Raw genomic sequence first — 13,697 nt, 5'->3', positions numbered from 1 at the left:
TAGCGCAAGACATGCCGATTCCCCGCGCACACAAGCAATGATAAGGTACACGTCATGTACCAATAAGGAGATGCAGATGTTTGAACTGGCCCTCTATGGCGGTGCCTTCAACCCGCCCCACGCCGGTCACGCCCGGGTCATGCTTGAAGCCGCCCGCCACGCCCGGCGCGTGCTGGTGGTCCCCAGCTTTCGCCATCCGGACGGCAAGCGCATGGCCGACTTCGAGCAACGGGTGAACTGGTTGCAGGCCGTCACCCGGCACCTGCAACCCGAGTGCCCCGCCGAACTGGCAGTGAGCCGCCTGGAACAGCGACTGGGCCTGGCCGATCCCGCCCCGGTCTACAGCTACACCCTGCTGCAACGGCTGGCGGACGACCTGGCTCTGGACGGCAAGCGCATTGCCTTGGTGGTGGGTGAGGACGTGGCGCGCCAGTTGCCCGGGTTCCATCGCGGCGAAGAGTTGCGGCAGCGCTTTTCCATCCTGCGGATCGAAGAACAACCGGGGGTGCGCAGCAGCGTGTTGCGCCAATGCCTGGCCCGCGGCGAAACACCGCCAAGCCAATGGCTGGCACCGGGCATGAATCCGCTAAACTACGGCCTCTACGCCGTCCACGGAAGTTGATATGCCCGACCGCCCCCTCTCCCCCAGCGCCTACCTGCACACCATCGACCTGTGCCTGCTGCGCTATAACCGCGAACGCTCCGAGCTGGAAATCCTCCTCCATCAACGCGACGGCGAGCCCTTCGCCGGGCACTGGGCCCTGCCGGGCATCGTGGTCAACGGCGATGTCGAGGACCGCAGCCTGAATGATGCGGTGCAGCGGCTGCGGCGCTCCAGCAAGGTGGACATGCCCCTGGCCTGGCTGGAGCAGGTGGGCACGGTCGGCGACGCCTTTCGCGACCCGCGCTGCTGGTCGTCCTCGACCTTCTACCTGGGGATCGTCAGCGAGCCGGTGGAGCCCGGCCCGCAGCAGGGTTTCTTTACCCTCGGCGACGTGGCCAGCGGCAGCTTCAAGCTGCCCTTCGACCACAACAGCCTGGTGGCCCAGGTGCACGAGCGGCTGTTTTCCAAATCCCTGTACAGCAGCCTGCCGTTGATGTTTCTCGGCAGCGAATTCAGCGCCCCCGAAGCGGTGAGCATCTTCTCCCTGGTGCTGCAACGGCCAGTGCTCAAGACCAGCATCCGCCAGCGCCTGTTGAAGATGAGCGAAGCCGGTTACCTGCGCGAAACCGGACGCAAGAAAAGCGGCGACGGCGGCCGGCCGCAAGCCACAGTGGAAAATCTCAAGCCCGCCGAGCTGTACCTGTTCGATCGCTGTTTTCTGGAGTGATACCCCCCATGAGTTCCATCGCCGACAACCAGTGCCTGCTGGAAACCCCGTATTTCAAGGTGGTCCGTGAGCAGGGCTACTTCATCATCAAGGAACCCCGGGCGGTGAACGGCGTGGTGGCCGTGCCGACCCTGGCCGATGGCCGGCTGATGCTGGTCAACCTCAAGCGGCGGGCCATCGGCGGCCAGTCCATCGAGTTTCCCCGCGGCGCCATCGATGCCGGGGAAAGTGCTGTTGACGCCGCGGCCCGCGAATTGCTGGAGGAAACCGGCTGGCAGGCGTCGCACGTTCGCGAACTGGGCCTGCTGCACAGCAACACGTCGCTGATCGCCAGCGCGGTGGCGGTGTGCCAGGTGCAGATTGCCGAGCAACAGGCCGCCGCCACCGATGGTGAAGTGGACCATCTGCTGTGGGTCAGTCGCCAGGAATTGATGACGCTGATTGCCACCGGCCGGATCACCGACGGCCACACCCTGTCGGCGGCGATGATGCTGCTGGCCAGCGAGTCGGCCTAACGCCAGCCAGCCCTGCTGCGGGTCCTCCGGCACCAGGGCATCGGACATTAAGTCCTCCTCTCACGCTCTTGCGCTGCCGCCCCGCGCGGGCACAACCCCCGCCCGACCCTATGCATCCCGGAATCTGTTCTAGGCTTGGACCTCTGGCGACTATTGATATAGAGCCATCGAGCAAGTGGAAACACATGGAAATGACTTTCAAGGAGAAACCCCATGTCTGCGATTCCTTCCAGAACCAACCGCTCTCCCCTGCGCATGAACAAGGACGTCACCGCGCTGATTCCGGACTTCCCCTTTCACTACGCCGACTTTCTGCAGAAAGCGCAGGGCAGCCCCCTGGGCCATGTCGCCCCGGAGAACTACGGGAAACAGGTGCTGATCGTCGGTGCCGGCGTCGCCGGCCTGGTCGCCGCCTATGAGGCCATGCGCATGGGCCTGCACCCGGTGGTGGTCGAAGCCTCCGAGCGCATCGGCGGGCGGCTCTACTCCAAGGTCCAGGGCGACCCCGAAAACCCAGGCGACCAGGTGCTCTGTGAACTGGGCGCGATGCGTTTTCCGGTGTCCGGCAAGGCGCTGTTCCACTACTTCCGAAAAGTCGGCATGACCGAAAACTCGGCGGACTTTCCCAACCCGGGCACCGCCGCGGCGTTCAGCACCGTGGTCGATTACCGCGGGGAAAAAGTCTATTACGAAGTGGACGGCCACCCGGATTTTAAAAAACCAGAGAAATACACTGAACTGGAAAACCAGTTCTTCGATAACTTCCTGGAAACCTACGATTTCACCGCCATGGAAGAGGCCATGACCGAAAACCACATCGATCAGCCGAAGATCAAGGAGCTGTGGAACGCCATCGTCAACCCCGCGACCGGCACCAGCGGCGACGATGTCAGCTTCTACGCCGCGCTCCTGGAAAACTCCGGCTGGGACAAGGCCGATATCGACCTGTTCGGCCAGATCGGCTTCGGCACCGGCGGCTGGAACACCGACTACCCGAACAGCATCCTCGAGTTGCTGCGCGTGCTGTACACCGGCCTGGACGCCGACCACCAACTGATGTTCGACGGCTCCTCCAGCCTGCCGCAACGGCTCTGGTCGAAGACCCCGCAAGAGCTGGGCGACATGATGAAGCATTGGCCCGCGGAAACCACAGTCGAAACCCTGGCCCGCGAGGTATTCCCTGACCCGTTCCACCAGGAGGTGCGACACATCGAACGCCAGCGGGACGGCTCCTTCCTCGTTTCCATTACCGACACCCGCAACCAAAAAACCCAGCAACGCTACTTCCCCAGCGTCATCTACACCCCGCATGTGCGGATCCTCGACAAACTGCGCTACTCGGGAAACCCACGAAGCCTTCCCGCCATGAACGGCCTGCTACCCATCGATACCTGGGAAGCCATCATGTACACCCACTACATGCAGTCGGCGAAGATTTTCGCCGCCACCCGGCGCCCGTTCTGGAACGACCCGGTGGCAGAGGGCGAGCAACGCAAGATGAGCATCACCCTGTCCGACCGGCTGACCCGCGGCACCTACCTGGTGGACTACTCGGCCAGCAAGGGCGACTACAAAGGCAGCGGGATCTTCCTGTCCTACACCTGGAACGACGATGCCCTGAAGTTCCTCGGCGACCGCCCCGCGCCGCTGCCACAGCATGTCGATCTGTGTACCAACCTGCTGGACAACCTCTACCCACAGATCAACCTCAACGAGCAATACAGCACGGTCGATGCCTTCGTGGAGCACAACTGGGAGGACCAGCCGCTGTACCTGGGCGCCTTCAAGATGAACCTGCCGGGGCAGTACGAGTATCAGCGGCGGATCTTTTCCCAGTTCATGAGCGACGTCGGCACGGACAATCCCGACCGCTTCATCCTGGCCGGCGATGACGTGTCCTGGACCGCTGGCTGGGCCGAAGGCGCGGTCACCACCGCGATCAACGCGGTGAACAAGCTGGCGGTGTGTTTTGGCAGCGGCAGCCTGCCGGGCAACCCGGGGCCGGTGGAATCCTGGGACAAACTGAAGCCTGTCGAAAGGGCTTGACCGAACCTGCATGAACCCGACCCCGTCGCTGCCAGACCGGCACGACGGGGTCTTTGCTTGATGGCCCGACGCCGATCAGCGCCCCCACTTCTCCAACGCGAATTCGACGAAGCTGCGCAGCTTGGGCAGGCGGTAACGGTCCTGGGCGTACAGCAGGTGCATCGCCCGCAAGGGCAATTGATAGTCCTGCAACACAGGCACCAGCCGCCCCTGTTGCAGGTCCTCCTCCACCAGGGCATCGGGCATCATCACCACCCCCAGGCCACCCCGCGCCGCGCGGTGCAGGCCGGACGAAGTATTGGTCAGCAGCGAACCGGACACCGGGATCAGTACGTCCCCCTCGGGTCCGCGCAGCGGCCACTGGGTGGCGGTGGAGCTCCACTCGTCACCGGCCGGATAGGCGAACGCCAGGCAGTTGTGGTGCTGCAGGTCCTCCGGGACTTGCGGCGTGCCGCAGCGCTCCAGGTAATCCGGCGCGGCGCAGATGGTCAGGGTGTAGTCCTCCAGGGGCCGGGCGATCAGCGATGTGGTGTCCAGGTTGCCCAGGCGAAAAGCCACGTCGAAGGCGCCATCGATCAAATCGAAGCGCTGGTTGGCCAGGGTCAGTTCCACCTTGACCTGCGGGCAGCGCTGCTGGAATTCGCTCAGCGCCGGTGCCAGGCGTTCGGTGCCGAAGGTCAGCGGCGCGGTGATGCGCAAGGTGCCGGACGGCTCGCCCTGGACCTGTTCCGCCATGCGCTCGGAGTCCGCCACCAGCCCCAGCACCGCCAGGCAACGCTGGTAATACTCGGCGCCGAACTCGGTCAGGCGCTGGCGCCTTGTGGTGCGGCTGAGCAGGCTGACCCCGAGGCGCTGCTCCAACGCCCGCAGGTGATTGCCGACCATGGTGGTGGACAGGCCGCACTCGCGGGCGGCGGCGGTCATGTTCCCCGCCTCCACCACCTTCACGTATACCGTCATCGCCTGGAACAGATCCATTATCAACCCTGACTTGAAGATGATTAAAGAATTGACGAGTTTATCTAGCCAGGGTGGCTAACGATACTGCCAGCACACCCCACTCGATGGAGCTACCCGTCATGACCGCCACCTGCCTGATGAGCACCTATCAACCCCTGCCCCTGAGCTTCACCCACGGCCTGGGCACCCGCCTCTGGGACCAGGCCGGCCGCGAATACCTGGACGCGGTGGCCGGCGTGGCGGTGACGGGCATCGGCCATTCCCACCCCAAGCTGGTCAGCGTCATCCGCGAACAGGCCGGCCTGCTGCTGCACACCTCCAACCTGTACAGCATCGATTGGCAACAGCGGCTGGCGCAGCGGCTGACCCAGCCGGCCGGCATGGACCGGGCGTTCTTCAACAACTCCGGCGCCGAAGCCAACGAAACCGCGCTGAAGCTGGCACGGCTGCACGGCTGGCACAAAGGCATCGAGCGGCCGCTGGTCATCGTCATGGAGAACGCCTTCCACGGCCGCACCCTGGGCACCCTGGCGGCCAGCGACGGACCGGCGGTGCGCCTGGGCCTGAACTCGCTGCCCGGGGATTTCCTCAAGCTGCCCTTCGGCGACCTGGCCGCCCTGGAGCGAGCCGCGCAAGCCCACGGCCCGCGTATCGCCGCGGTGCTGATGGAGCCGATCCAGGGCGAAAGCGGTATCCGCCTGGCCCCGCACGGCTACCTGAAGGCCGTGCGCGAGCTGTGCAGCCGGCGCAACTGGCTGCTGATGCTCGACGAGATCCAGACCGGCATCGGCCGCACCGGCCAGTGGTTCGCCTGCCAGCACGAGGGTGTGGTCCCGGATGTGATGACCCTGGCCAAGGGCCTGGGCAACGGCATCCCCATCGGCGCCTGCCTGGCCCGGGGCAAGGCCGCGCAGCTGTTCACCCCCGGCAGCCACGGCAGCACCTTCGGCGGCAACCCGCTGGCCTGTCGGGTGGCCTGCACCGTGCTGGAGATCATCGAGGAACAAGGCCTGCTGGCCAACGCCAGGCGCCAGGGCGAGCACCTGTTGCAACGCTTGCGGGTGGAGCTGGCGGATCACCCGCAGGTCCTGCAGGTGCGCGGCCTGGGGCTGATGATCGGCATCGAGCTCAAAGCCCCGCGGCGCGAGCTGGCGCTACGGGCGGCGCAGGATCACGGACTGCTGATCAACGTGACCCGCGGTACCACCATCCGCCTGCTGCCAGCGCTGATCATCGATGAACGGGAAGTCGAGATGATCGTGCGCGGGGTCAGCCGGACACTGCAAAACACTGAAGGTGATGGCGGTGCAGCAAAAGAGGCAGAAATGCTGGCAGTGTCGTGACCGATGCCTGATGGTCGGCTGAACTCAGGCGCGGTGAGTTAGAACGCCATCGCGAGCAAGCTCGCGCCTACAGAAGCCCGTATGTTTCTGCAGGAGCGAGCTTGCTCGCGATGCGCTATCAGGAAACGGTGATGGCCAGACTCAGTCGTCCAGCGGCTTGGGTGGTGCCGCAGGCTTGCCCGATTTGGCGGCCTTGCCGGCGTGGGCCGCCTTGACTTCCGAGACCGGTGCCAACGTCGGCGCAACGGCTTCCTTTTCCGCCGCCGGCAGTTGGTCGATGGTGCTGAAGACTTCCTTGAGTTCGATGGCCCCGGAATGCTCGAGCTTCTTCTCGCCGTCCTTGCCCACCAGGATCACCTTGGTCTGCGCCCCGGCGCCGAGCTTCAGGCTGCGGATCAACGCCATGGTCGATTGCGGGTCCAGGTCCTTGCCGTCGCGCTGGCCGATGGTGTTGATCACCGTGTAGAGCACCATGTTGCGTTCGCTGAAGGCCTGGCGGTTGGCCGGCTCCTCAAGGGACTTCTTCAGCGCCACCAGGGTCGGGTCCACGGTGCTGGGAGCGATGACGATCAGTGGGCGCGCCTTGCCCTGATCCTGGGCCAGAGGGCCTTCGTTGTCGGCCGCCATTGCGGGGCCGACGACAGCGAGCAGCGTTGCGAGGGTCAATGACCGAATGAACATGCGTCTCTCCTTTGGGTATCCACGTCCTAATGATTGCGCATCAGGGGAAAAGGTCCAGACCCGGACTCAAATTCTGACATTTTATTGAGCCTTTCCCCTGGTTCGAGGCGTAGCAACGAGCGCTGCGTACTCTCGTCCTCGCCACTACAGATCGACACTCCCATAAACGCCAGTGATAACCGAACCCTCTTGTTCGGCATGATCGACCCGCCTTGGCGCCCATGACAACCGGCATGGCCTATGCCGTTCTGGCATGGGCCCATACGAATTCGTCATCATTTTCGCCGCGGCGGCGTGATAGCCTTCATCCCGGCCATAACAAGAGCGCCCGCCTGGCTTTTTCCATCCGGTGCGGCGTCACCCGCCGTTTCACACCTGCTTGCTTCGTCTTCATCTGCCCAGGTTTTCGCAGCGCCCCTTCTACACAGGCGCGCTGGACGACCGATTGCATTTTTGACTCGACGCTATCGTCGGCATCTCTTTTACCTCCTTCCGGGAGTTCGTATGTCCAGGCTGTCTCATCAAGATTTACGCCGTAGTTTTCGCGAGTTGATCGCTTCAGACTCCTGCTTTCACACCGCCTCCGTATTTGACCCGATGTCGGCGCGGATCGCCGCCGACCTGGGTTTCGAAGTGGGCATTCTCGGCGGCTCCGTCGCCTCGCTGCAGGTGCTGGCCGCGCCTGACTTCGCCCTGATCACCCTGAGCGAATTCGCCGAGCAGGCCACCCGCATCGGCCGCGTCGCCCAGCTGCCGGTGATCGCCGACGCCGACCATGGCTACGGCAACGCCCTTAACGTGATGCGTACCGTGGTCGAACTGGAGCGCGCCGGCGTCGCCGCCCTGACCATCGAAGACACCCTGCTGCCGGCCCAGTTCGGGCGCAAGTCCACCGACCTGATCTCGGTCGCCGAAGGCGTGGGCAAGATCCGCGCGGCCCTGGAAGCGCGGGTCGACCCGGAACTGGCGATCATCGCCCGGACCAACGCGGCGATCCTGCCGATCCAGGAAATCATCAGCCGCACCCAGCAATACGAGCGTGCCGGCGCCGACGGTATCTGCATGGTCGGGATCAAGGATTTCGAGCAGCTGGAGCAGATCTCCGAGCACCTGTCGGTCCCCTTGATGCTGGTGACCTACGGCAACCCGGCGCTGCGCGACGATGCGCGCCTGGCGCAACTGGGCGCGAAGATCATCGTCGACGGCCACGCGGCGTACTTCGCGGCGATCAAGGCCACCTACGACTGCCTGCGCGAACAGCGGCAGATCTTCACCCAGGCCTCGGACCTCAGCGCCACCGAGCTGGCCCACACCTACACCCAGCCCGAGGAGTACATCGTCTGGGCCAAAGAGTTCATGAGCGTCAAAGAGTGAGCCGCTAGCTCACCCGCCCTTGCGATCACCGAGGACCCGAGGTCCTGGGTGGTCGAAAGCCGCTTCGCTCCTCATCTCGCCAGCGCCCCGCCCAGTTACCTATTCCCCGCCTTGTTCAACGCCTGGTCGACACTGTCGAGGATCTGCCCGATGGTCCAGGGTTTGCGGATGAACGACACCGGATAGCGGATGCCGGAACTCTGCGGCGTCTCATAACCGGACATCACCAGCACCGGCATTTCCGGCCAGCACTCGCGCACCCGATTGGCCAGGCCCGCGCCGTTCAAGGTGCCCGGCATATTGATATCGGTCAGCAGCAGACGCACCTGGTCCGGGTGGCTTTCCAGGAACTGCAGCGCCTCATCCGCGCGGAGCATGGCCTGGGTGGCGAAGCCCTCGTCCTGCAGAATCTCACAGAGAAACTCCAGGATCATCGGCTCGTCCTCGACCACTAACAGCAGGCGACAAGGCTGGCCTGGATTGACAGATGAAACCGGGCTCATGTGGATGCCGCTCCCTGACTGCGTACACAACCCTGGCGCGATTACGCCATTTAGAGTTATGAGCAGCGCCTGGCCGATAAATTCACTCGGCCTGCCGAGGTGCTGGGCAAGACCGTGCAGGCACCGTCGGTTGCGCCGGCGGCAGCGGGATCGCCGCCAGGGGCGCCTCGCTCCCACACCTGCCCCAAAGCCGCTCTGCGCACCCGCCAAGAGCCCCGCTAGCCACCCTCGGTGACATCGATCACCCTGACGTCCATCTTCCCTGAGTTGTTCCGGTAGAAGCCGAGCACGTCGTTGGCGCAGAACTGCAGGCGCCCCGGTGGCAGGTCCGACCAGACGCCGTCGCCGCGCCCGAGCAGGCGCCAGCGCGACTTGCCCTTCGGGCCCCTGGTCCGCACCAGCAGCGCCATCCAGGCCGCCTCGGGCAAGCGCTTGGCCCAGCCGAAGCCCTCGCGGATGCCGCCCGGGTGCGCCACGCCCTCGGGCCCGGTCGGCGGGTCCGTGGCATCGGCCCACTGGCCTTCCACCAGGAAACGGTAGCGATGCCCGACTTCGATTTCGAACTCACTGGTGATACAGGACTGGTTGGCCGGTACCTCGATGGGGCGGATCGGCGAAGGAATGCTCATGATTGCCTCCGGCCAATGCTGCTGGCCAGGTCCAGCTGGCGCCGCCGTTGCGCCCGCTCGGCGATGGGTTGCGACAACACCAGGGCTTGCCGCGCTCCGCCTTGCCCGAGGATCCGCGCCAGGGTCGCGCGAACCGTGGTTTCGTCGTTGTCGAAATCGCCGTGGTGACGGGCCCCGGAGGCATTCTGACTGCCCATCGGCAAGTCGTTGGGCGCGCGTACCCAATCGGCGTTCGGGGCATTGGAGAACAGCTGCGCCAGATCGCTTTCGCCGGTGACGAACCGCTCCATGCCGAGGATTGGCTCACCGTCGGGTCGAATCAGCGGTATGCGTACCTTGTCCTCGAAGGCATCGGAGACCAGGTACAGCAAGGACTTGTTGTAGATATGCGCGCAATGGTCGTCACGTTCGGCCAGGTCGGTCAGGGTGAACAGACCGAACTTCTGGATGCGCTTGTCGCGAATCGGCGCCAAATAAGTCTCGCGAAACAGCTTGACGGTGCAGGCCGGCGCCCACAGGTGGCAACTGGCGATCTTCACCCCCAGCCCCTTCAACTGGCTGCGCGCCATCGGCCCGCCGTTCATCTCACCCTTGGATACCAGGTACTGCACCATCGGCGCCAGCAGGATGCTGCCCGCGCTGTGCCCGACGATATGGATCTCCACCCCCTGGGTAGCCAGGCGCGCCAGGGCCCTGGCCACCACCCGCGCCCCGCCGTTGGCATTGACCATGGCACGCAGGCCGTTTTCCTTCATCTCGTCCCACTCGGCCTTGCCGGTCAGCAGCCGGGCAATGGGCTCCAGCGCATCGTCCAGGCGGTCGAGCATGAAGTCCTTGGTCGCGTCCAGCACCCCTTCGGAGCGCCGGCGCCGGGCGGCATCGGCCAGCATGTTGCCCAGGGTGCTCCAGTAATCGGTCTTCCAGATGAACGCCAGCGGATAACACTCGGCCTGCAACATCGCCGCGCGGTAGCCGGCCACGGTTTCGATGGCCCCGGCCTGCGCCACCAGGCCGCCGTGGGCATACACCACGATGCGTTTTTTCGCCCAGCCGGCGGTGATGCGCGGGAAGTCCACGGCGAATATCTCCTCGACGCTGGCCGCGGTGGTCGCCAGGTCGCCACGCGGGTCGAAGGCGCCGTCGTTGCCCAGGCTGATGACATGCGGGCGAATCTCCCGCAGGGTCTCGCTGGACGAAGCCGCCGCCACCGCCTTGGCCTGCGATGCCGCCTGCAGCGACACGCGCAGGGTGATCGGCGCGCCGAGCCGAGCGACCCAGGCATCCGCGCCGTTGGCCAGCCAGTCGTCGTAGCGCAGGTGGGCAAACCCCTCGTACCCCCACGTCTCGCCCCAGGAATTCTGAATCCAGAAACCGTCCTGGTCATAGGCGACGATCGCGAAGGCATGGCCGCCGAGAATGTTCGCCGAGGGCTGGATATGGCCATCCCCACCGACTGCATGCCAGCCCTCGTGCACGCTGGCGCTGGCGTACAGCACACCGACTTCGGCAATCGCCGCGTGCATGGCGACGATGTCGGTATGGTTGACCCGGAAGTACGCCCCCAGCGGACGCAGCGCCGCCTCCTCGGCCAGCACCTGGGTCAGGGTCGTGGCCTGGTTGTTGGCCTGCCACTGCGGTGCCGGGCACACCCCGTGCTTGTACCAGCCCTTCATCGCCCCGCGACAACTGGAACCTTCGTCCACCTCGCCGGCCCATTCGTCATAACGACGGGCCAGGTCGTACAACATGTGCGGGCTGACGAGCGTGGCGTCGGACTGATAGCGACGGGTGCGCAGCAGGTAATGCGCCACCGTCGCCAGGCCATAACCGGTACAGGCGTTTTCCTGGCCCTGGTCGAGTACCGGCACCCTGGTCTTGCGGTAGTCGCTGAGTTCGCGGCGTACCGGGACTTCCACCAGGGTCGGGATATACATGGTGTCGCGAAAATCCAGGCCGTCCGGTCGCACGTTCAGGACCCGCACAGGGGCCGTGGCGGCCTTGCGGCGGGCGATCTTCTTGCCAGCCCTGGCAGCCGTTGCGGCGGTTTTTTTCGTGGTTTTTTTCTCGGTTTTTTTGGCTGTAGCCACAGCCTTGCCCTTTTTGACCGCGGACCGGTCGGATGCAGATGCCATGCTCACGCGCTCCCGATGTCGTGACGAGACTGGCACTGCCGGCGCCTGGTTGCGCTCCCCAGCCCTATGGGTGACTGGGCTGAGCATAGCCAAGGGCGATGCACGCCGCTTTCGCTTCGGACCACCAGCTGTGAGAAAGTAGCGTGGCGGACGCGCCGCACGTTCCGGTGGCCCGTTTGCCTTCGCGTGGTGAAGCCCGGGAGAATGTTTTCCCGGCGTCCCGCCCGCCGCTCACTATTCTTAAGCCATGGGCCCGCATGGGCCGGTGGTCTCGCTTTCAAGGAATCCAGAATGCATTCAAGACACGTCATCAACGCTTCGGTCAGCCCCAAAGGCAGCCTGGAGACTTTGTCCCAACGTGAAGTGCAACAACTCAGCGAAGCCGGTTCCGGCAGCATCTACGCCCTGTTCCGCCAGTGCGCCCTGGCCATCCTCAACACCGGCGCCCACGTCGATAACGCCAAGACTATCCTCGACGCCTACAAGGATTTCGAAGTCCGCATCCACCAGCAGGACCGCGGCGTGCGCCTGGAACTGCTGAACGCCCCGGCCGATGCCTTCGTCGATGGCGAGATGATCGCCAGCACCCGGGAAATGCTGTTCAGCGCCCTGCGCGACATCGTCTACACCGAAAGCGAGCTGGCCAGCCAGCGCATCGACCTGGAAAGCTCCCAGGGCATCACCGACTACGTCTTCCACCTGCTGCGCAATGCCCGCACCCTGCGCCCGGGCGTGGAACCGAAGATGGTGGTCTGCTGGGGCGGCCACTCGATCAGCACCGAGGAATACCAGTACACCAAGAAGGTCGGCCATGAGCTGGGCCTGCGCAAACTGGACGTCTGCACCGGCTGTGGCCCGGGCGTGATGAAAGGCCCGATGAAGGGCGCGACCATCGCCCATGCCAAGCAGCGCATGAGCGGCAGCCGTTACCTGGGGCTCACCGAGCCAGGCATCATCGCCGCCGAGGCGCCGAACCCGATCGTCAACGAGCTGGTGATCCTGCCGGACATCGAGAAGCGCCTGGAAGCCTTCGTCCGCGTCGGCCACGGCATCATCATCTTCCCGGGCGGCGCCGGTACCGCCGAGGAGTTCCTGTACCTGCTGGGTATCCTCATGCACCCGGACAACCGCGAGCTGCCGTTCCCAGTGATCCTCACCGGGCCGAAAAGCGCCGCGCCGTACCTGGAGCAACTGCACGCCTTCGTCGGCGCAACCCTGGGCGATGCGGCCCACAGCCTGTACCAGATCATCATCGACGACCCGGCCGAGGTCGCCCGGCAGATGACCGAGGGGCTCAAGGAGGTCAAGCAGTTCCGCCGCGAACGCAACGACGCCTTCCACTTCAACTGGCTGCTGAAAATCGACGAAGGCTTCCAGCGTCCGTTCGACCCGACCCACGCCAACATGGCCAGCCTGCAACTGGACCGCGCACTGCCGTCCCACGAGCTGGCGGCCAACCTGCGTCGCGCGTTCTCCGGCATCGTCGCCGGCAACGTCAAGGACAAGGGCATCCGCCTGATCGAAAAGCACGGCCCGTACGAAATCCACGGCGACACGGCGATCATGCAGCCGCTGGATCACCTGCTCAAATCCTTCGTCCAGCAGCACCGGATGAAACTGCCGGGCGGCGCGGCCTATGTGCCGTGCTACCGGGTCGTGAGCTGACAACCCGTTGACCACAGCCCCCGGTGCAATGCCGGGGGCTGCTGGCTGCCCCACAGAAAACGCCCGGCCAGCGGCCACCGCGAGCGTTCAGGGAACTCCGGGGCTGCGTCGCGCATCCTAGATTGTGTAGTACTTCCTTTTCGCTTCACGCTGTCGGAGGACGCCCCCATGCGCCGCCTATTACTCGTTTCTTCGTTGTTGCTCTGTCTGCCCGCAGGTTCAGCCATGGCCCGTGTCGATGCGGGTGATGTCGCCACCTCCGCAGGGGTTTCCGCCTCGCTGTACTCGACCTTCAAGGACGACAAGATGGTGATTCCCGCCCGTGACGACGCCTCCAGCTTCGTCGCCAGCGGCGGCGCCATCCGTGGCGTCTACCTGGAGTCGGTGCTGCAGAAAATCCGTCAGGAAAACCCAGGCCTCAACGCCAGCGATGAAGAACTGGCCAGGGCGATCCTCACTCAACAGGCGCAGCCCGCCGGGCACTGACGGCCGATGCCGTCCTGCGCTCCGCGACCGGG

13 protein-coding genes are annotated in these 13,697 nt (G+C 64.8%); 8 read left to right on the top strand and 5 right to left on the bottom strand.

The window, feature by feature from the left end; genetic code table 11:
• Positions 1–76 precede the first annotated feature (76 nt).
• From CRO75_RS16190 to CRO75_RS16175, 4 genes are all read left to right on the top strand, one after another.
• Positions 77–622 (top strand): adenylyltransferase/cytidyltransferase family protein, encoded by a 546-nt coding sequence (locus CRO75_RS16190; protein ID WP_097136759.1) that lies wholly within the window; start codon positions 77–79, stop codon positions 620–622.
• Position 623: 1 nt separating this feature from the next.
• Positions 624–1,331 carry an NUDIX hydrolase gene (locus CRO75_RS16185; RefSeq protein WP_097136757.1) on the top strand — a complete coding sequence of 236 codons (708 nt, stop codon included), beginning with the start codon at positions 624–626 and terminating at the stop codon, positions 1,329–1,331.
• Between the two features lie 8 nt (positions 1,332–1,339).
• Positions 1,340–1,846, top strand: a complete 507-nt coding sequence (locus tag CRO75_RS16180) for an NUDIX hydrolase (protein ID WP_092418439.1) — start codon at positions 1,340–1,342, stop codon at positions 1,844–1,846.
• A gap of 213 nt (positions 1,847–2,059) precedes the next feature.
• The gene (locus tag CRO75_RS16175; RefSeq protein WP_097136755.1) at positions 2,060–3,892 is read left to right on the top strand and encodes an NAD(P)/FAD-dependent oxidoreductase; all 1,833 of its coding nucleotides are present in this window, start codon (positions 2,060–2,062) and stop codon (positions 3,890–3,892) included.
• Positions 3,893–3,967: 75 nt separating this feature from the next.
• On the opposite strand, the gene CRO75_RS16170 is transcribed toward CRO75_RS16175, so the two are convergent.
• The gene (locus CRO75_RS16170; RefSeq protein WP_092418441.1) at positions 3,968–4,870 is read right to left on the bottom strand and encodes a LysR family transcriptional regulator; all 903 of its coding nucleotides are present in this window, start codon (positions 4,868–4,870) and stop codon (positions 3,968–3,970) included.
• Between the two features lie 101 nt (positions 4,871–4,971).
• Here CRO75_RS16170 and CRO75_RS16165 point away from each other — a divergent pair, with 101 nt between their 5' ends.
• Complete coding sequence (locus tag CRO75_RS16165) at positions 4,972–6,195, top strand: aspartate aminotransferase family protein (RefSeq protein WP_097136753.1); 1,224 nt, start codon at positions 4,972–4,974, stop codon at positions 6,193–6,195.
• A gap of 141 nt (positions 6,196–6,336) precedes the next feature.
• Here CRO75_RS16165 and CRO75_RS16160 read toward each other — a convergent pair whose 3' ends face one another.
• Entirely contained in the window at positions 6,337–6,876 is a 540-nt protein-coding gene (locus tag CRO75_RS16160) for a DUF4174 domain-containing protein (RefSeq protein WP_092418443.1), read from the bottom strand.
• A 504-nt stretch (positions 6,877–7,380) separates the two neighbouring features.
• On the opposite strand from CRO75_RS16160, the gene CRO75_RS16155 reads away from it, so the two are divergent.
• A complete protein-coding gene (locus CRO75_RS16155; RefSeq protein WP_009043268.1) occupies positions 7,381–8,250 on the top strand; it encodes an oxaloacetate decarboxylase in 870 nt (289 codons plus the stop codon).
• 95 nt (positions 8,251–8,345) lie between these two features.
• Here CRO75_RS16155 and CRO75_RS16150 read toward each other — a convergent pair whose 3' ends face one another.
• From CRO75_RS16150 to CRO75_RS16140, 3 genes are all read right to left on the bottom strand, one after another.
• Positions 8,346–8,753 (bottom strand): response regulator, encoded by a 408-nt coding sequence (locus tag CRO75_RS16150; RefSeq protein ID WP_085530475.1) that lies wholly within the window; start codon positions 8,751–8,753, stop codon positions 8,346–8,348.
• Between the two features lie 218 nt (positions 8,754–8,971).
• Positions 8,972–9,382, bottom strand: coding sequence for a hypothetical protein (locus CRO75_RS16145; protein ID WP_097136750.1), 411 nt, complete (start codon positions 9,380–9,382; stop codon positions 8,972–8,974).
• On the bottom strand, positions 9,379–11,469 hold the full coding sequence (locus CRO75_RS16140; protein ID WP_158539498.1) for a C1 family peptidase: 2,091 nt from the start codon (positions 11,467–11,469) through the stop codon (positions 9,379–9,381). The genes CRO75_RS16145 and CRO75_RS16140 overlap by 4 nt, the downstream gene beginning before the upstream one ends.
• Before the next feature lie 336 nt (positions 11,470–11,805).
• On the opposite strand from CRO75_RS16140, the gene ppnN reads away from it, so the two are divergent.
• Positions 11,806–13,179, top strand: coding sequence for a nucleotide 5'-monophosphate nucleosidase PpnN (gene ppnN / locus CRO75_RS16135; protein ID WP_007924984.1), 1,374 nt, complete (start codon positions 11,806–11,808; stop codon positions 13,177–13,179).
• 168 nt (positions 13,180–13,347) lie between these two features.
• Positions 13,348–13,665 (top strand): DUF2388 domain-containing protein, encoded by a 318-nt coding sequence (locus tag CRO75_RS16130; RefSeq protein WP_007924983.1) that lies wholly within the window; start codon positions 13,348–13,350, stop codon positions 13,663–13,665.
• Positions 13,666–13,697: the final 32 nt, after the last annotated feature.

Origin of the sequence: Pseudomonas sp. LAMO17WK12:I10, from assembly GCF_900215185.1 — a bacterium.
GTDB classification, from domain to species: domain Bacteria; phylum Pseudomonadota; class Gammaproteobacteria; order Pseudomonadales; family Pseudomonadaceae; genus Aquipseudomonas; species Aquipseudomonas chlororaphis.
Note: the sequence above shows the minus strand (reverse complement) of the source record. Positions and strands in the feature narration are given on the sequence as shown.